Below are 17389 nucleotides of genomic sequence, written 5' to 3'. Positions count from 1 at the left end.
CCTCTCTATCTCACGGCCCCGGCGCCCGCGGGCGGGCGGGGGCGGTAGAGCGCGTCCCTTGTTTCGAAGAGCAGCGCGTCGATGCATGTCTCAGGGGATACATTATACGAGATGGCCTCGTCGCAGCGGCGCACGGCCGAAAGCGCGGCGGCCACGCGGGCCTCGTCGGTGGCGCGTGCGGCGTCCTCTATCGCGCCGCGGGCGTCCACGTTTATCACGAGCTCGGGCGTCTCGGCGCACACGGCCAGCACGTCGCGCAGCCACGAGCGGATGATGGCCGTGAGCTGGCGCAGCGACTCGAGGCTCTTCGCCGTCAGCTGGCGCTTGTTGCGCGCCTCTATCTGGCGGATGGCCGACTTCGCCAGGAAGTCCGCGTTCTCGGCCAGCTCCTCCTCCTGCGCGGCGCGCACGACGTCGAGCGGGGCCTTCGCCAGCACCACGAGCTCGCCCGCCTGGCCCACGAGGTCCCAGTCGTCGGCGTTGCGCAGCAGGGCCAGCGCCTCGAGCACGCGGGCGCGGAACGCCAGGCGCTCGTTGGACTTCAGGAACTCGATGCCGCGCGTGATGGAGCCGTCGCACGCCTCGATGGCGATGCGGGCCTTCTCCCGCGACGCGCCCGTGTTCTGCGCCAGGATGCCGGCGGCCTCGCTGGCCGGGATGTGGCGGAACGGCACCACCTGGCAGCGCGACACGATGGTGGGCAGCACGCTCTCGCGCGTGCGGCCCAGAAGTATGAGCACCACGTCGGACGGGGGCTCCTCCAGCGTCTTCAGGAAGGCGTTGGCCGCCTGGACGCCCAGCAGGTCCACGCGGTCGAGGATGTATATCTTGCGGTCGGCCTGGATGGGCGCGAGCACCGTGTCGGCCGCGATGTCGCGGATCTGGTCCACCAGGTAGCCGCCGGCGCCTTCGGGCGCGAAGTAGCGCACGTCGGGGTGCTTCTTGCGCTTGACGCGCCGGCAGATATCGCAGGCGCCGCACTCGCCGCCCCGCGGGCCGTGGGGTCCCTTCGGGCACAGCAGCGCCTGGGCCAGCGCGTAGGCGGCCATCGTCTTGTTCGACCCGGCAGGGCCGGTGAACAGGTACGCATGCGTCACGCGCTCGCTCGCCACGCTCGCGCGAAGGAACTCGCGCACCTGCGGCTGCCCGAGTATGTTCTCGAAGGCGTCGGCCACGGCCTATCTCCCCTGGCCCTTGCCGCGCGGGGCGCTGCCGTTCGAGCCCTGCGAGGGCTTCCCCTGCCTGGCACGGCCGCCGCCGTTGCGGCCGGCTTTCGCTCCCGGGTTGCCGCGGTTGCCGCTTTTCCCCTTCGCGCCGCCGTCGGCGCCGTTGCGGGTGCCGCCGCTGCCACGGTTGTTGCCGTTGCTGCCGCCGCGGTTGCCCGAGCCGCCGCGCGCTCCCTGCGGGCGCGGGCGGCGCACGTCGAGCGAGGCGAAGTACGACGGGTCGTCCACGACGTCCGCCATCCACGGGAAGAGGTCGGCCAGCTCGCGGAACACGAGCTCCGACGTCCGCGACTTCCGCGCGGCCGACTGCACCACGCGCACGCGGTCGGCGTGGGCCCGCGCGATGTCCAGGAAGCCCTCGTTCACGCGCGTGTGGAACTCCTCGCCCGCCCGCTCCAGCCGGTCGGCGCCGCGGTGCGTGGCGCGCGAGAGCCCCGTGCGCGCCGAGCCGCCCGTGGTCAGCAGGATGGTGCGGTCGGGCGACACGCCTTGGCAGGCGAACGCGTTCGCCTGCTCCACGAAGGCGGCGTCCAACCCGCGCCCGTGCACCTGGTAGGCGATGGTGGAGTCCGCGAAGCGGTCGCACAGCACCACGGCGCCGCGCTCGAGCGCCGGGCGGATGACCTCCGCAACGATCTGCGCGCGGGCGGCCTCGTAGATGAGCAGCTCGGCCTCGTCGGAGAGGTTGTCGTTCTTCGGGTCCAGCACCACGGCGCGCAGCTCCTCGCCCACGGCGGTGCCGCCGGGCTCGCGCAGGCGCACGACCTCGCGGCCGCGCTCGCGCAGCTTCTCGGACAGGAAGCGGATATGCGTCGTCTTGCCGGCGCCCTCGCCGCCCTCGAACGTTATGAAGATGCCGCGCGGGGCATCGTTTTCGGCAAGTTCCTGCGTCACGGTGTCTTTTCGATCCTAACGGTCAGCGCCGGAAGCGGCGCGCTCAGGCGAGGTCGTACACGTCGCGTCCCTGGACGTCCACGCCCACGAACACGGGGAAGTCCACCACCTCGATGCGGCGCAGCGCCTCGGTTCCCAAGTCGTCGTACGCCACCGTCTCCGATGATGCCACGCACTTGGCCAGGTAGGCCGCAGCGCCGCCGCACGCCACGAAATAAACGGAACCCGTGGCGCAGCAAGCGTCGCGCACCTCGGCGGAGCGGCGCCCCTTGCCCACGGTCGCCACGACGCCCGCGCGGTGCAGCGCCGGGGCGGCGAAGTCCATGCGGCTGGCCGTGGTGGGCCCGACCGCGCCGAACGGCCGGCCGGCGGCCGCGGGCGTGGGACCGGCGTAGAAGATGGCCTGGCCGTCCAGGCCGTAGGGCAGCGTGCCGTCCGCGGCCTCGAGCTCGGCCATGAGGCGCACGTGCCCGGCATCGCGCAGCGTGTACAGGGGGCCCGTGAGCAGGCACGCGTCGCCCGCATGGAGCTCGGCGAGCCGCGGGCGGTCGAGCGGCAGGAACAGGCGGATCGCTTCGTCGCTCATCGCGCGCCCCCTTCCGATGCAAGGTCGATCGTGCACCGGCGCATGGCGGAGCATCCCATGTTGATGGCGAGGGGCAGCGCCGCGATGTGGCACGGAGCCGTGGCCACGCGCACGGCGAGCGCCGTCGTGGCGCCGCCGAGGCCGCCAGGGCCCACGCCGGTGTCGTTCACGGCCGCGAGCAGCTCCTCCTCGAGCATGCGCAGACGCGGATCGGCCGCCGGCTCGTCCACCGGGCGCATGAGCGCCCGCTTCGCAAGGCCCGCCACCTTGTCGAACGTGCCTCCGATGCCAATGCCGATCACCAGCGGCGGGCAGGCGTTCGCGCCCTTCTCGCGCACGCAGCGCACAAGCTCGTCCACGATGCCCTGCTTGCCGGCGCCCGGCACGAGCATGACCACGCGGCTCGCGTTGTCCGAGCCGCCGCCCTTCAGCATGAGGTGCAGCCGCGCCGCGCCCGGCTCGTCCACCGGGTGGATGTCGCAGAACGCGGGCGTGTTGTCGCCGGTGTTCGCGCGGTCGAGGATGGCGTCGCGCACCACCGACTTGCGCAGGCGCGCCTCGTCGTAGGCGCGGGCGACCGCGTCGTCCACGTCGGCGAACACGTCGCCGGCCACGAGCACGTCGGGGCCTATCTCCAGGCTCGCCCACACCGTGCCGGTGTCCTGGCAGAGGGGCACGCGGTCCTCGCGCGCGATGCGCGCGTTCTCCGCCAGCTGGTCGAGCACCGCCCGACCGCGCGGGTTGCCCTCCACGGCGCGCGCCGCAGCGATCCCCGCCTCGATGTCGGCCGGCAGCTCGCACGCCAGCCGCGGGATGGCCGCGTAAACAGCGTCCGCGACCTGTGATTTCGTGATGATGGTTTCCATGGGGATGAATTATACCGCAAGCAACGCCCCACCGCGCGAGATGCCGGACCTGCGGCGCTGCGCACCCCTCCTCGAGCGCGAAGCCACCGCCAGCGCGGCCGCGCCCGCACGGCAAGAACCCGTCGGCGCGGCATAGTACCGTCGCAGCAGGCAAAGCGACGCGAACCGGACGAAGGCGCCTCGCCAAGAGCCCGATCTCGGGCTTGCGTTGACCCCGCAATAGCATCTTCTGCCGAAAAACACGCGATTTGGCAATCGGCGGCGTTTTTCAAAAAAACCGTAGTAAAACGCCATCTGGTCTTTTCTTCTCAATTCGTCGAAAGAGAGTCCGGCGACGTCACGAGAAATTGCCAAACCGGCTCGTTTCTGACAGCAGGAGCCATTTCGCGCGACATCGCGACAAAGCGTCGAAAACGCGCGGGGGAACGCTTCTACTTCACTATGAAGTCGCCCGGCATGCGCGGGGCCGTGCGGGGATAGGACACGACGGGACGACCGAGCAGCAGGCACATCTGCAGGGGGCGCTCGTCCGACTCGAGAAACGCGCGCACAGCGGGGAGCTCCTCGGAGGCGCGGCAGAGGTAGCCGTTGAACAGGACGCCGAGGCCCTGCGCGGCTGCCATGAGCTCCATGTTCTGAGCCGCCAGGCCCGCGTCGTCGGCGCGCTCGGCAGCCACGTACGCGACGGCCGGTGCGTCGCGGAACAGGAAGTCCTGCCTGCCCGCGCACGCGTCGCGCAAAAACGGCTTGTAGAGCTTCACCCAACGCGGCTTCTCGTCTGCCGGCAGAGCAAGAAGCCCGTCGATACCGTCCCACACGAGCCGCTTGAGCTCGGCGAGGCCGTCCTGGACCACGATGAACCGGCAGCCCTGCGCATTCTTCGCCGTGGCCGTGTAGCGACCTGCCTGCAGCACGAACTCGAGCTCTTGGCGTCCCACCGGCTCCGGCTTGAACGAACGAACGCTGCGGCGCGACTTGATGGCGCGCAGGAGGTCGGCGGCGTCGATCGTCTCGCCCGCCGGCGCAGACGGCTCCACATCGGCCATGTCGTAACCCGGAATGGACACCGCCGCCGTCGGGCAGACGGCCACGCAGTGGCCGCACAGGATGCAGCGCCCTTTCACCTGCGCGATGCCGTCTTCCACGGCCAGATTAGACCCCACGCAGTCGGCAACGCACTTCCCGCACCCGATGCAGCGCCCGGCGTCGATCTCTATCAGCATGTTGAACCCTCTCTTCCCAAGGGAGTCCGACCCCCCCCAACGAAGAAGACGCCGCCTCAAGCGACGCCTCCTTGTGAGCCGCACGGAAGCCCGCCACCTCGCAGCCCCTCGCCTAGGGCGGAGGGAGGCCGTGCGGTGCGACGAGCTTTCGCGAAGTGTGCGAAGAGTGCCGCACGGCCTCCCTCCGCCCGCCCCGCAGGTCGACCTACTCCGGCAGGTTCGCCAACCCCGCGCGCACGCTGTCCGCAGACGCGCGCAGCGCCGCCAGCTCCTCGTCGTCGAGATCGAACTCCACGACCTCCTCCACGCCGCCGCGCCCCAAGCGCACGGGCACGTTCATGTAGAGGTCGTCGATGCCGTACTGGCCGTCGATGTGCGCGCACACGCTCATGATCTCGTGCGTGTCGCCCAGGATGGCCTCCACCATCTTGGCGATGGACGCGCCGGGCGCGTAGTAGGCGCTGCCGGTCTTGAGGTGCGCCACCACTTCGGCGCCGCCCTTCACGCAGCGCTGCACGACCTCGGCCACGGCCGCCTCGTCCATGAGCTCGGTGATGGGGGTGCCGTCCACCGTGGTGAAGCGCGGCCAGCACACCATGCCCTCGCCGTGCGCGCCCACGGCCCACGCCTCCACGGCCGCCGGCTCGCAGCCGAGCTTCTCGCACACCGCGAACGACAGGCGCGAGGAGTCCAGCACGCCGCCCATGCCCATGAGGCGCTCCGCCGGCAGGCCGCTCTCGCGGAACGCCAGCGTGGTCATAACGTCGAGCGGGTTCGTCACGCAGATGAACACCGCGTTCGGGGACGCCTCCTTGGCCTGGCCGATCACCGACTTCATGATGCCGGCGTTCACGCCGAGCAGGTCCTCGCGGGTCATGCCGGGCTTGCGGGCGATGCCGGCGGTGATGACCACCACGTCGGAGTCGCGCGTGTCGGCGTAGTCGTTGGTGCCGGTCACGTGCACGGTGAACTTCTCCACGCTGCGCATGTGCATCATGTCGAGCGCCTTGCCCTGGGGCAGGCCCTCGGCCACGTCGATGAGCACGACGTCGGCCAGGTTCTTGGACGCGATGATGTGGGCGGCGGTGGCACCGACGTTGCCGGCGCCGACGATGGTTACCTTGGGCATGTGATTGTTCTCCTTCGAAGTCAGGTTCTGCGCCCCGCATTGTAGCGCCCCACGCGCCAAGCTGCGACGACGAGTCCCGCATCTCCAGCGAAACGGCACGTCGCAGTTGGTGACTGTTGGCGACGCGGAGCCGCACTGCACACTTTTCACCAGATTTCTGCACTCAGGCACTTGAGACCTCGCCGCAAGGAAACGCGATCAGGGGAAACGGTCAACGCTGATAGCCTGTTCGGCTTCACAAGTCGGAAAACCCGCCTTCCAACGTAAAAAACTGGTGAAAAGTGTGCAGCAAGAGCCCGAAGCCGTTGCCCGGCCGACCGGTCGATGCGTAGGTACGGGACAGCGCAGCCGCGGGGCTGCGCTGTCGAGGTAGGTCAGGGCCGACCAGACGATCGATCGGGAATTGGTCGCTAGGCTTTGTCGGAGGAAACCTTCTTGGCAGCCGGCTTCTTCGCGGGAGCCCTCTTCACCGCGGGTTTCTTGGCGGGAGCCTTCTTGGCGGGCGCCTTCTTGGCCGGGGCCTTCTTCGCGCCGCCCTTCGCGGCGGTGCCCTTCTTCTCCTCGTCCTGTTCCTTGCCCGGGCAGTCGAAGTTGGGGCAGAGCTTCCACGGGCCGCGCGCGGTGGTCACGATCACCATCGGCGCGCCGCAGTGCTCGCACACCTCGCCCGTGGCCGTGAGCGCGCCGTACTGCGGCAGCGGATAGCCCACCCCGCACTCCTCGTAGTTCTCGCAGTGGATGAAGCGCTTCAGCGTGCGCGGGTTCTTCTGCGCCACGAGGTTCGCCTGCTTGCCCTTCTCCTTGCACACGGGGCACTCGCCCACGATCACGTCGGGCTCCTTGTTGGTGGCGCAGTTCGGGTCGATGCAGATGGTGCGCGGCTTGGCTCGGAACGCCGTCACCTTCACCTGGGGCATGCCGCAGGTGGGGCACGGCTCGGGCACGGCCTCCACCTTGCCCTTGGGCAGCGGGTAGGTGACGTCGCAGTCAGGCCAGCCGGCGCAGCCGATGAACATGCCGCGCGTCTTCTGGCTCGCGCGTAGCTGCAGGTCCTTCCCGCACTTGGGACACGGGCCCACGTAGGCGTCGGCGGCCACGGCGTCGGCGAGCGCGTCCTTCACCTCCTCGGAGTGCGGCAGGAGGCTGGCCAGCTGGTCGGCCAGAAGGTCGCGGCTCGTGTCCACCACCTTCACGCGCGTGGTGCGGCCCTCGGCGATGTTGTCCATCTCCTCTTCCAGCTCGGCCGTCATCTCGGGATGCGTGATGTGCGGCGCGAACTTGTCGAGCGCGTCGCACACGGCCATGCCCAGCTGCGAGGGCTCGATGGGGTCGTTCACGATGTACTTCACCGCGTAGAGGCGCTCGATGATGGAGTGGCGCGTGGACTTCGTGCCCAGGCCCAGCTTCTCCATCTCCTGGATGAGCTTGCCCTGGCTGTAGCGCGCGGGCGGCTCGGTCTGCTTCTTCGTGCAGGTGGCGCCGTTGAACGCGATCGTCTCGCCCTCCGCGAGCGCGGGCAGCTGCTCGTCCTTCTTCAGGCCGTAGGGGTAGATGGCGCGGAAGCCCGGACGCACCAGCACGTCGCCCTTGGCCACGAACGGCTCGCCGTTCACGTCGAGCGACACCTTCGTGCCCTCGACGACGGCCGCCTCGGAGAGCGTGGCCAGGAAGCGCCGCGCGATGAGGTTGTACAGCTTGTAGTCGGCCGGCGCGAGGTCGTCGGGCGTGGCCTTGGCCGTGGGGTAGATGGGCGGGTGGTCCGTCGTCTCCTTCTTGCCGCGCGTGGCCTTGAGCTCGCCCTTCGCCAGCAGCTCCTTGCAGTACGGCGCGTAGGCGGGGTTGCCGGAGATGGCGCGCACCGTGTCGGCGAGGTCGAGCGACGAGGGGTACACGGTGTTGTCCACGCGGGGGTAGGAGATGTAGCCGTCCATGTAGAGGCTCTCGGCGATGCGCATGGTGCGCGCGGGCGAGAGGCCCTCGGCGGACGCGGCGGCCATGAGCGAGGTGGTGTTGAACGGCGCGGGCGGCTGGACCGTGCGCTTCTTCTTCTCGACGCCCGACACGCGGGCGGTGGTCGCGCCCTCCACGTGCGCCATGACGGCGCTCGCCTCGGCCTCCGCCTTGAAGCGGGCCGTGGCGTGCGGAGCCTCGAACGCGTCGGGGTCGGCGCCGAACGCGCCGCGGATCACCCAGTAGTCCTCGGGCACGAACGCCAGGCGCTCGCGCTCCTTCGCCACGATGAGGGCGAGCGTGGGCGTCTGCACGCGGCCCGACGAGCGCACGTTGCCGTAGCCGGCGAACTTCACGAGCGTCAGGTAGCGCGTGAGCACCGCGCCCCAGATGAGGTCGATGTCCTGGCGCGACGCGCCGGCGGACGCCAGGTTCACGTCCAGCTCCACCAGGTTGTCGAACGCGTGCGTGATCTCCTCTTTCGTGAAGGCCGAGTAGCGGGCGCGCTGCACGGGCGCGTCGGGGTTCACCTCCTGAATGCAGGAGAGCGCGTCGCTTCCGATGAGCTCGCCCTCGCGGTCGAAGTCGGTGGCGATGATGATGGAGTCCGCCTTCTTCGCCAGGTTCTTCAGCGAGCGGATGATCTCCTTCTCCTTGGGGAGCTTCTTGATGGGCGCGTACACCAGGTACGGCAGCGCGTCCATCTTCCAGGTCTTGAGCTCCACGCCATCCTCAGTGAAGGGCTTTTTCTTTTTGAAGGGGGGCTTGGGCAGCGTCGCGGGCAGCTGCGCCGGGAAGGTCTCGCCTTCCTCCGTGACGCCCTGCCAGCCGCCGCGCTTCTTGTACACCATGGTCGGGGTGAAGTCGGGCTCCAGGATGTGGCCGCGCAGGCCGATGGTCACCCACTCCTCGCCGTCCACGTCGAAGCGGTACACCGGCGTGGAATACACCTTGTCCGCCTTGGGTTTCTTGACGCCGAGCAAGTCGGCGATTTTCTGAGCCGCGTCGTTCTTCTCGGTTACCACCAGCTTCACGCGGTTCCTCCTCGTCTTCTGGGCCGCCTCCCGCGGCTCGGTCGTTCACACGATGCCCCATTCGTTTATTAACGTGTGCGGGGATGGCGCGCTTGGGCGCGCAGCAGACGCTAGCATACACGATTTGCGGCGGTTGCGGCGAAAAATACGCATCTTGAAGCGAGCGCGGAACCGGCGGGCCGCACCGCGGCGGAGGTGACGCGGCGGTAGGGCGCTCACACGAAGCTGATGCGCAGCTTCTTGCCGAGGCCCTTTGCCACCTGCTGCAGCGTCTTGAGCGTGGGGTTCGCGTTGCCGGACTCGAGGCGCGCGAACGCGCTCTGCCTCATGCCGCAGCGCTCGGCCAGCTCGCGCTGGGTGAGGTTCTGCTCGGCGCGCGCCATCGTGATGGCGCTGATGATGTCGTACACCGGCTCCAGGCGCTCGTACTCGGCGGCGTACTCGGGGTCCTGCATGTACCTCTGATGGCTCCTGTCCAGATCATCCATTGACAAACCTCTCTTCCCAATCGGCCTTGAAGGCAAGCGCGCGGGCGAGTTCTCTGCGAGGCGTCTTCCGCGTCTTCTTCACGAACCCGTTCGTCACGACGATGCGGCTACCCGAGAAGAAGAAGTAGAACGACCGCGCAATGTCGTCGCCCTGCCTGCTGCGAAGCTCGGACAGCCCCTCCCCCATGCACTTCGATTGTGGCTCGCGCAGCTTATGGGCCTCCTCGCGCAAAGCACCGAGGTCGCGGTGAACCTTCGCGTTCAGCTTCGGGGGAAGCGACTCAAGGAACTCGTCCATGGGTACCGTTCCGTTCAACTTACGATAGAAAACAACCTCGAAGTCTTCCATTCCTCCCCCTTTGCGGGGTGCAAACAGTATATAACATATATGTTATATACACAAGCATCCGCCCATCTCATACCAGCAGGCTTCCGCCGATCATAGCGCCGCGACCTTGCATGGCAGTCGTCGGCCGACCGCTGCGAAACCGCAAAAACCTCGCGCGCCTCAAGCGTGTCGGCCGTGCGCTTATTGCGCGGCGACCGCCTGTTCCTTGCCGAATCCTTGCACGATTGCCGCATGAACCTAGCAGTTTTTCGCTTCGCACGAAAACCCCTGATGACGCATTGCCTGCCCTGGAATGAAGCCGAACCGCTTCGGGAAATGCGATGGGGATTTCGTTACCGCGCGTTGGAGAAGCTGCGGGCGTTTCGTGAACCGGGCGATTCTCGGGTAGGCTATCCTTCGGGTAGGCCGCCGAACCACGACACCCACCGCCGCGCGCATCGACCACGAAACGCACCAGCGGCGGAACCGCCCGCAGCCGCGCGACCGCGCAGCAGCGCCGCACGGCGCACCGCACGCCGCGCAGGCCATCCAAACTGCAAGGAGGCACCTCATGAAGAAAGTCCTCGGAGCGCTTCTCGCCCTGCTCGCCGTCGTCGTGCTCGTCGGCGTGGGCGTCGTCGTGTTCTCGAACACCTCGCTCGGCCCCGTGAGCGATGCGGCGCAGGGCGCCAAGGCGGCCGTCGCGAACGCCGCCATGGACGCAACCGACCTCAAGGGCCAGGTAAAGAACGCCATCGACGAGCGCAAGGACGACATAGCCGCCGCAACCGGCCTCACGGCCGACCAGGTGGACGCGCTCGTGGCCGAGCTGGACATCGACGGCTGGCAGGCCGCCGCGTTGCCTGCGGACGCCGTGGAGACCGGCACCGTGGACGGGTCGTACGCCGGCATCGACGGCACCATCACCACCTACGACGACCCGGGCTACGTCACCGTCTCGGCCTATGGCCAGAACGTCACCCTCGCCGTCCCCGAGAGCGCGCAGGCGTACCTGCCGTACCTGGCACTCGCGCAGTAGATGCCTCTGGGTGCCCGCGAGACAGGGGCGAGACAGGGGGACGGGGATGATGTCTCATTCCCAGGAGGTTCGCAAGGCCGTACCGCGTCGGGGAATGAGACATCATCCCCGTCCCCCTGTCTCGCCCCTACGCCGTGCGCGCCTCCTTCAGGCGGCGCTGGTAGGCGCGCACGATCTGCGAGAGCGTGAAGCACACGACGAAGTAGATGAGCGCCATGATGCCGAAGATGGCGAATATCTGCACCGTTGAGTTGTAGCTGTTCATGAGTATCATGCCGCGCCCCATGAGCTCCTGCAGCGCCATGGCGCCCCAGAGGTAGCTCGTGTCCTTGATGGTGGTCACGAACTGCGACAGCAGCGCGGGCACCATGTTGCGCAGCGCCTGCGGCAAGATGATCAGCAGGTACGTCTGCACGGTGGAGAAGCCCTGCGACTTCGCGGCCTCGTACTGGCCGAACGGCACGCTCGCCAGGCCGCCGCGCACGATTTCGGCTACGCTCGCGCTCGTGAACAGCGTGAACGCCAACACGGCTGCGCCGATGGGCGGCAGCTGCGCCACGAAGAACGTGAACATGATCCACAGGAGCAGCGGGGTGTTCTTGAATATCTCGATGTAGACCGTGGCCACGCCGCGCAGCACGCGGCTGCTCGACGTGCGCATGACCGAGATGACGGTGCCGAGCACCACCGAGCACAGGATGGCCAGCGCGGATATCAGCAGCGTCATACCCAGGCCCTGCAGCAGGAATCGTATGTTCACCCAGGTGAAAAGGGCGGTTATCTCGCTCATTTGCCCTCCCCTCGCTTGTCCTTGCCAAGGCCCTCGAGGCCCTCGCGCCGCAGGCGCTCCATGCGCGCGGCGGCATCGTCGGCCGCGCGCGCAGCCATGCCGGCAAGCGCCTCCATGTCCACGTCCTCGGGCACGACCGTTTCCGGCCCGCTGGACTCCCTTGCCTCCTCGTCGCCGCTGCGGCGTTCGCGGCGAGCTTGGCGCGCGGCCGCATCCTCGCTCTCGGCGTCGAAGTCGGCCTCGTCGTGCGGCGCGCGCACGTGGGCGGGCCGCTCTGCCGGCGCGTCCAGCTCGCCGGGCACGTAGTCGTTGTCGAGGAAGGCCTCCGCTCCCAGCTCGGCCTCGTCGTGCGCGTCGGCACGTTGGCGATGCACCGTGCGTCCGCCCTCCGCGCCGGCAGCCTCGACGGGAGCGCGTTGCGCATCGGCCTCCAACGCGGCGCCGCCGTCGACGCGCTTGCGCACGTCGCGGGTGATGCGGTCGCTCGTGGCCGTCTCGGCCCGCGAGGCCAAGGCCTCGTCGGCCTCCGGCGAGCGCCTCGCTCCCAGGTCGCGCACGCCCTCGGCCACGGCATCCGGCGACGCGGGCGCGGCGGCGCCGGCCTCGGCCTTGCCGGCAACCGTGCTCTCCACCCCGCGGCGGGCGGCCGCGCGGCGCTCCAGGCGGCGGTGAGCCTTCACGCGTCCGGCCTTCGTGCGCATCACGCGCGCTGCGCAGGCCTCGTCGTCGCCGCATTCCTCGGCTATCTCCTGCGCTATCTCGCGGCCTATCTCGTCGGCGATCTCGGCGGCCACACGGCCGGTGTACGCCTGCTCCATCGGCCCGCGCTCGCCCGGGCCGTCCGCCTCGTCCCCCAGCACGTGCAGCGGGTGGCGCGGAGAGGGGGCCTGGCGGGCCGGGGCTATGTCCACCGTCTCGAACATGGTGCCCACGCCGCCGGCAAGCGCGTCGGCCGCCGCGCGCCCGGTGATGTCGTGCGTGCCCGGCGTGACCTCGAGCGCGTCCTCGGCCAGCTCCTCGGTCGCGTCGCCCGTGGACAGATGCCGGTGCGCGCGGGTGCGGCGCTCGAGGTACAGCGCCAGGCGCGACAGCGGGAAGCAGATGACGAAGTACAGCAGCGCCGCCACCACGTACACGGGGCCGTAGTAGCTCGTGGCGCCGGCGAACGAGTTCGAGAAGTACATGAGCTCGCCGCCCGCGATAAGCGCCAGCACCGAGGTGTTCTTCACGAGGTTCGCCGCCTGCACGGCCAAAGGCGGCATGATGATGCGGATGGCCTGGGGCAGTATGATCACGAACATCGACTGCCAGTACGAGAAGCCCTGGCTCTTCGCCGCCTCGAACTGCCCGCGATGAATGGAGCCGATGCCGCTGCGCACCACCTCGGAGATATAGCCGCCGTGGTAGATGCCGATGGCCAGAACCCCGATCCAGAACGCGGCGAGGGAGAACCCCAGCAGCGGGAAGATGGCGTAGAACACGAACACCTGCAGAAGCAGCGGCACGTTCTGCACCACCTCCACGTACACGCGGGTCACCCAGCGCAAAGGCGCGATGCGCGACACCGACAGCACGCCGAACACGATGCCGAGCGCCAGCGCGATGACGAGCGCGAGCACGGAGATGCCCACCGTGGTGCCGAACGCGGCCAGGATGTCGGGCCAGCGCTGGAAGAGCGCCTCCCACTTGTAGGGCGCGAAGATGTCAAGCATCCTGCCCACCGTCCTTCCCGTCTCCGGCGGGCGCGTCGTCCACGAGCCCCCAGCGCTCCTGGAGCGAGCGCAGCGTGCCGTCGTCGGACATGGCGCCGATGGCGGCATCGATCTGGTCGGCTAGCTGGGTGTTCGACTTCTTCGTGGCCACGCCGTACTCCTGCGGCGCGAACTGCGCGTCCAGCAGCATGGTGGAGTCGTCCACGTAGCCGTTCAGGATGGAGCGGTCCACCGAGAAGGCGTCGACGCGCCCGGTGACGAGCGCGATCTTGATCTCGGGATACGTCGAGTACTCGGCGAACTTCATATGGATGCCGATCTCGTCGCCGGCGGCCGTCAGTTTGTCGCGCGTCGTGGCCGACAGCGCCACGCCCACGGTCTTCCCGTCGAGGTCCGCCAGGTCGGTTATGCCGGAGGACTTCTTCACCAGCACGCCGATGTGGTCGGTATAGTACGGGCGCGAGAAGTTGTAGCTTTTCTTGCGCGCCTCGGTGATGGTGAACGTGGCCAGCGTCGCGTCGAGCGTGCCGTTGTCGAGCATCGCTCCGCGCGTGGTGACGTTCACCCCGGTCACCTGGAGCGCGTTCGGGTCGCCCTTGATGCGCTTGGCCAGCTCGCGCGCGATGTCCACCTCCATGCCCTCGATGTTGCCCGTCTCGGGGTTCTGGAAGCCGAAGCCCGGCACGTCGATCTTCGTGCCCACGCGCAGCACGTCTCCGTCGGGCGCGCAGCCCGCGAGGGCGATCGGACCGCCGGCCAGCGCGAGGCCGGCCGCGGCCAGCGCCGACGTGCGGATGAAGGTTCGTCTCGTGATCATGGGCGGCCTCACAGGATCTTCGACAGGAAGCTCTTGACGCGAGCGTTGTCCGTCTCGTCGAACATATAGTGCGGGGTGCCCTGGTCGACGATCAGGCCGTTCTCCATGAACACCACCGTGTCGGCCGCCTCGCGCGCCAGGCCCATCTCGTGGGTGACCATGACGATGGTCATGCTGGTCTCGGCGAGCGACTTGATCACGTCGAGCACCTCCTGCACCATCTCGGGGTCGAGCGCGCTCGTGGGCTCGTCCAAGAGCATGATCTTGGGATGCATGTTGAGGGCGCGGGCGATGGCCACGCGCTGCTGCTGGCCGCCGGAGAGCTGGTCGGGGTACTTGTCCACCTTGTCGGACAGGCCCACGCGGTCCAGGTAGGCGCGCCCGTCGCGCTCGGCCTGATCGCGCGGCACCTTCAGCACCTTGATGGGGGCCAGCGTCACGTTCTCGAGCACCGTCTTGTGCGGGTAGAGGTTGTAGCTCTGGAACACCATGGCCACGTCGCGGGCGAGCGCGCGGGCGTTCACATGCCGGTCGGACAGGTCCATGCCCTCAACCGTGATGGAGCCGAAATCCGGCGTCTCCAGCCCGTTGATGCAGCGGATGAGCACGCTCTTGCCCGAGCCCGAGGGACCGATGACCACCACCTTCTGCCCCTCGTCGACCTCCAGCGACACGCCCCGGAGCGCCTCGACCGTGCCGAAGTTCTTGCGTATGTCCTTGACCGATATCGCGCTTCCCACCGTCGGAGCCTCCCGTTTCACGCGTGAAAGGCCGCGATCGTCAGTGCGCCGCGGTCTTGCAAGATTTCATGACGAAGTGCATCGACCAGTCTAGCATGCACGTCATCGCCCCAGATGGCAGGGAGGTTACGGGAGGCTGACGATAGCGAAATCGACGGAGATGGAAGCGAAACCGGCACACGCGGGGAGACACGGGGACGGGGATGACGTCTCATTCCGCGGGGCGACGCGCGGCCCGGTGCTCCGCCCCTGACGAGACGTCATCCCCGTCCCCGTGTCTCGCCCCTCCCCGCGTCTCGCCCCCGCCTAGCGTGCGAACATCAGCCGCTCGCTGTTGAACATGCGCTGCAGCACGAGCACGCCGGCCCCCGTGTACGCCAGGTTGCCCAGCACGCACGCGGCCACGTTCAGCGGCTGGAAGTCGAACGTGAAGATGCCGATCATGCACTGCACCGAGTTGTAGAGCGGCACGAGGTAGAACCAGAGCTCCTCCCTCGCGCCGCCGCCGAACATGCCGAGGACGCCCACGAGCATGACCGCGATCATGAGCGGCGTCAGGTACATGCCCGCCTCCTTCGTGGTCTTGGCCAGCGCCGACACCACGGTGATGAGCATGACCACGAGCAGCGTGGTGGACACCACCACCAGCACCAGCAGCAGGTAGTCCGCCGGGCCGTAGACGTTCATGTCCACCGCGCCCTGCATGATGCCGGGCAGCCCCGCGAAGATGCCCAGCATGCTGGACGCGGCGATGGCCAGCCCGATGAGCGTGACGGCCAGCACCTTGCCGAGCGCGATGTCGCGCCGCTTGATGGGCGTGGACAGGAGCGTGGCCATGGTGCCGCGCTCCTTCTCGCCGGCCACCGACTCCGCCGCGATGTTCATGCAGCTGGTGAACAGCAGGATGAGCAGCAGCATGGGCACGATGGACACCACGAGCGAGCCGGCGATGTCGCGTTCCGCGGCCACGTCGTAGGCGCCCTGCCCCGCGTTCACATCGAAACGGTTCGCCAGCGACGACTCGTAGGCGTCGAGCAGGCCGGTGAGGGCCGCGTACGCCTGCGACGAGTTGGGGTCGGTGGAGTCAAAGTAGACCTCCACCTGCGGAGCCGGCTCGCCCGATGCCGGGTCGTAGGCTGCCACGGCCTCGTCGAACCCGGCGGGGAACACGGCGAACGCCTGCACGCTGCCCTGACCGATGCGCTCCCGCATCTCCTCGGCCCCGGGCAGGGCCTCCTCGCCCACCATGTCGATGCCGCCCTCGGGCGCCAGCGCCCCGATGCTCGCCGGCTCGTTCACCACGGCCACCACGGGGCGCTTGCCCTCGTCGGGCGAGAACAGGGAGCCCATGGCGTCGCCCATGACGGTCCACATGAGGAAGATGAGCAGGCCGGGCAGCACGATGGAGACGATGGCCGACGCCTTGTTGCTGAAGAACCTCGCCAGCTCCTTCTTGGCTATCGTGAGCACGTTGCTTCTCATGAGGCCTCCCCCGCGCTCGCGGCGTACAGGTCGAAGAACGCGTCCTCGAGGGAGCGCCCTCCCGTGAGCTCCGGCAGGGTGCCGCTGGCCGCCATGCGCCCGCCGATAACGATGCCGGCACGGTCGCACACCTTCTCCACCAGGCTGAATATGTGCGTGGACAAGAGGATGGTCTTGCCCTGGCCCTTCAGCTCCACCAAGAAGTCGGTCACGACCTTCGCCGTGAGCACGTCGAGGCCGTTCGTGGGCTCGTCGAAGATGATGACGTCGGGGTCGTGCACGAGCGACACCGCAAGCGACGTCTTCTGCTTCATGCCGGTGGACAGGTCGGCCACTTTCGTCTGCGCGAAACGGTCGATGCCGAAGCGCCCGAACAACGCCCTTTTGCGCGCGTCGCGCACGGCCGGCTCCACGTGGTGCAGCTCGGAGAAGAAGTCGAAGAGGTAGTCCGGCGAGAACGTATCCTCCAGCTTGAGCTCGCTCGTCAGGAACCCGATGATGCCGCGCACCCTCATGGGGTCGTCCACCACCGAGACGCCCTCCACGAACGCGCTGCCCTCGTCCGGTTTCACAAGCGCCGCCAGCATGCGCAGCGTGGTGGTCTTGCCGGCGCCGTTCGGGCCCAAGAGGCCGTAGATCTCGCCGCACCGCACCTCGAACGAGAGGCCGTCGACGGCCGTCTTCGTCCTCGCGTCGGTGCGCTCGAGCTTGCGCTGCTTGGCGGAGAGCCTGAAGGTCTTCCGCAGGTTCGTAACGGTGATGGCTGGTTCCATCGGCAAGCCTTTCGGTGTCGCATCGGGAGACGGAGGCGGGAAGGGCGACGTCTCCTCCCGCAAGGCAACACGAAGGCGCCTCGCACCGTGGAGCGAAAGCAACCCGCCCCCATCTCGCCCTCGCATCCGGATCAGTATAGCAGTCGAGGGGAAGGGATCGGCCAGCAACCCCGCAGGCTCCTTTTCATCATAACCCGGTTCCGGGCCGGAAAGAAAACCCGGCAAAGCCTGGTCCAAGCTCTAGTGGGGCGAGCGTATTTCGACCGCCGCCGCGGCTCCCGACCGGTCTGCTATACTGGCCGCATAGGGAGG

General features: G+C 68.4%; 16 protein-coding genes. 1 reads left to right on the top strand and 15 read right to left on the bottom strand.

Annotation, left to right across the window (positions count from 1 at the left end):
• Nucleotides 1-5: 5 nt before the first annotated feature.
• The 9 genes from BN3560_RS11665 to BN3560_RS11625 all read right to left on the bottom strand — a co-directional run bounded on the left by BN3560_RS11665 (nucleotide 6) and on the right by BN3560_RS11625 (nucleotide 9745).
• A complete protein-coding gene (locus tag BN3560_RS11665) occupies nucleotides 6-1175 on the bottom strand; it encodes a DNA polymerase III subunit (protein WP_096228178.1) in 1170 nt (389 codons plus the stop codon).
• A 3-nt stretch (nucleotides 1176-1178) separates the two neighbouring features.
• The gene (tmk, locus tag BN3560_RS11660) at nucleotides 1179-2120 is read right to left on the bottom strand and encodes a dTMP kinase (RefSeq protein WP_096228177.1); all 942 of its coding nucleotides are present in this window, start codon (nucleotides 2118-2120) and stop codon (nucleotides 1179-1181) included.
• 43 nt (nucleotides 2121-2163) lie between these two features.
• Entirely contained in the window at nucleotides 2164-2706 is a 543-nt protein-coding gene (locus tag BN3560_RS11655; protein ID WP_096228176.1) for a fumarate hydratase C-terminal domain-containing protein, read from the bottom strand.
• Entirely contained in the window at nucleotides 2703-3572 is an 870-nt protein-coding gene (locus tag BN3560_RS11650) for a fumarate hydratase (RefSeq protein ID WP_096228175.1), read from the bottom strand. The genes BN3560_RS11655 and BN3560_RS11650 overlap by 4 nt, the downstream gene beginning before the upstream one ends.
• A gap of 431 nt (nucleotides 3573-4003) precedes the next feature.
• Nucleotides 4004-4795, bottom strand: a complete 792-nt coding sequence (locus BN3560_RS11645) for a nitroreductase family protein (RefSeq protein ID WP_096228174.1) — start codon at nucleotides 4793-4795, stop codon at nucleotides 4004-4006.
• Nucleotides 4796-5000: 205 nt separating this feature from the next.
• A complete protein-coding gene (gene mdh / locus BN3560_RS11640) occupies nucleotides 5001-5924 on the bottom strand; it encodes a malate dehydrogenase (RefSeq protein WP_087190985.1) in 924 nt (307 codons plus the stop codon).
• Between the two features lie 410 nt (nucleotides 5925-6334).
• Nucleotides 6335-8908: a DNA topoisomerase I gene (locus tag BN3560_RS11635; RefSeq protein WP_096228173.1), complete on the bottom strand. Its 2574-nt coding sequence runs from the start codon at nucleotides 8906-8908 to the stop codon at nucleotides 6335-6337.
• A 215-nt stretch (nucleotides 8909-9123) separates the two neighbouring features.
• Nucleotides 9124-9396 (bottom strand): helix-turn-helix domain-containing protein, encoded by a 273-nt coding sequence (locus BN3560_RS11630; protein WP_096228172.1) that lies wholly within the window; start codon nucleotides 9394-9396, stop codon nucleotides 9124-9126.
• On the bottom strand, nucleotides 9389-9745 hold the full coding sequence (locus tag BN3560_RS11625) for a type II toxin-antitoxin system RelE/ParE family toxin (RefSeq protein ID WP_096228171.1): 357 nt from the start codon (nucleotides 9743-9745) through the stop codon (nucleotides 9389-9391). The genes BN3560_RS11630 and BN3560_RS11625 overlap by 8 nt, the downstream gene beginning before the upstream one ends.
• A gap of 550 nt (nucleotides 9746-10295) precedes the next feature.
• Here BN3560_RS11625 and BN3560_RS11620 point away from each other — a divergent pair.
• On the top strand, nucleotides 10296-10763 hold the full coding sequence (locus tag BN3560_RS11620; RefSeq protein WP_096228170.1) for a hypothetical protein: 468 nt from the start codon (nucleotides 10296-10298) through the stop codon (nucleotides 10761-10763).
• Between the two features lie 127 nt (nucleotides 10764-10890).
• Here BN3560_RS11620 and BN3560_RS11615 read toward each other — a convergent pair whose 3' ends face one another.
• The 6 genes from BN3560_RS11615 to BN3560_RS11590 form a co-directional block, all read right to left on the bottom strand.
• On the bottom strand, nucleotides 10891-11553 hold the full coding sequence (locus BN3560_RS11615) for an amino acid ABC transporter permease (RefSeq protein WP_087190989.1): 663 nt from the start codon (nucleotides 11551-11553) through the stop codon (nucleotides 10891-10893).
• The gene (locus tag BN3560_RS11610) at nucleotides 11550-13265 is read right to left on the bottom strand and encodes an amino acid ABC transporter permease (protein ID WP_096228169.1); all 1716 of its coding nucleotides are present in this window, start codon (nucleotides 13263-13265) and stop codon (nucleotides 11550-11552) included. Before BN3560_RS11610 ends, BN3560_RS11615 begins: the two co-directional genes overlap by 4 nt.
• A complete protein-coding gene (locus tag BN3560_RS11605) occupies nucleotides 13258-14082 on the bottom strand; it encodes a transporter substrate-binding domain-containing protein (RefSeq protein WP_096228168.1) in 825 nt (274 codons plus the stop codon). The genes BN3560_RS11610 and BN3560_RS11605 overlap by 8 nt, the downstream gene beginning before the upstream one ends.
• Nucleotides 14083-14090: 8 nt before the next feature.
• On the bottom strand, nucleotides 14091-14822 hold the full coding sequence (locus tag BN3560_RS11600; protein ID WP_096228167.1) for an amino acid ABC transporter ATP-binding protein: 732 nt from the start codon (nucleotides 14820-14822) through the stop codon (nucleotides 14091-14093).
• Between the two features lie 306 nt (nucleotides 14823-15128).
• Nucleotides 15129-16304 (bottom strand): ABC transporter permease, encoded by a 1176-nt coding sequence (locus BN3560_RS11595; RefSeq protein ID WP_096228166.1) that lies wholly within the window; start codon nucleotides 16302-16304, stop codon nucleotides 15129-15131.
• Nucleotides 16301-17077, bottom strand: coding sequence for an ABC transporter ATP-binding protein (locus BN3560_RS11590; protein ID WP_096228165.1), 777 nt, complete (start codon nucleotides 17075-17077; stop codon nucleotides 16301-16303). Before BN3560_RS11590 ends, BN3560_RS11595 begins: the two co-directional genes overlap by 4 nt.
• Nucleotides 17078-17389 lie beyond the last annotated feature (312 nt).

The organism is Gordonibacter urolithinfaciens, assembly GCF_900199375.1.
Taxonomy (GTDB): Bacteria; Actinomycetota; Coriobacteriia; order Coriobacteriales; family Eggerthellaceae; genus Gordonibacter; species Gordonibacter urolithinfaciens.
Note: the sequence above shows the minus strand (reverse complement) of the source record. Positions and strands in the feature narration are given on the sequence as shown.

Excerpts from the sequence above, each read along its gene's own strand:
- BN3560_RS11645 (WP_096228174.1), bottom strand. The coding sequence starts at position 4,795 with ATGCTGATAGAGATCGACGCCGGGCGCTGCATCGGGTGCGGGAAGTGC.
- BN3560_RS11615 (WP_087190989.1), bottom strand. The coding sequence starts at position 11,553 with ATGAGCGAGATAACCGCCCTTTTCACCTGGGTGAACATACGATTCCTG.
- BN3560_RS11655 (WP_096228176.1), bottom strand. The coding sequence starts at position 2,706 with ATGAGCGACGAAGCGATCCGCCTGTTCCTGCCGCTCGACCGCCCGCGG.
- BN3560_RS11650 (WP_096228175.1), bottom strand. The coding sequence starts at position 3,572 with ATGGAAACCATCATCACGAAATCACAGGTCGCGGACGCTGTTTACGCG.
- mdh (WP_087190985.1), bottom strand. The coding sequence starts at position 5,924 with ATGCCCAAGGTAACCATCGTCGGCGCCGGCAACGTCGGTGCCACCGCC.
- BN3560_RS11620 (WP_096228170.1), top strand. The coding sequence starts at position 10,296 with ATGAAGAAAGTCCTCGGAGCGCTTCTCGCCCTGCTCGCCGTCGTCGTG.
- BN3560_RS11590 (WP_096228165.1), bottom strand. The coding sequence starts at position 17,077 with ATGGAACCAGCCATCACCGTTACGAACCTGCGGAAGACCTTCAGGCTC.
- BN3560_RS11605 (WP_096228168.1), bottom strand. The coding sequence starts at position 14,082 with ATGATCACGAGACGAACCTTCATCCGCACGTCGGCGCTGGCCGCGGCC.
- BN3560_RS11630 (WP_096228172.1), bottom strand. The coding sequence starts at position 9,396 with ATGGATGATCTGGACAGGAGCCATCAGAGGTACATGCAGGACCCCGAG.
- BN3560_RS11595 (WP_096228166.1), bottom strand. The coding sequence starts at position 16,304 with ATGAGAAGCAACGTGCTCACGATAGCCAAGAAGGAGCTGGCGAGGTTC.
- BN3560_RS11625 (WP_096228171.1), bottom strand. The coding sequence starts at position 9,745 with ATGGAAGACTTCGAGGTTGTTTTCTATCGTAAGTTGAACGGAACGGTA.
- BN3560_RS11610 (WP_096228169.1), bottom strand. The coding sequence starts at position 13,265 with ATGCTTGACATCTTCGCGCCCTACAAGTGGGAGGCGCTCTTCCAGCGC.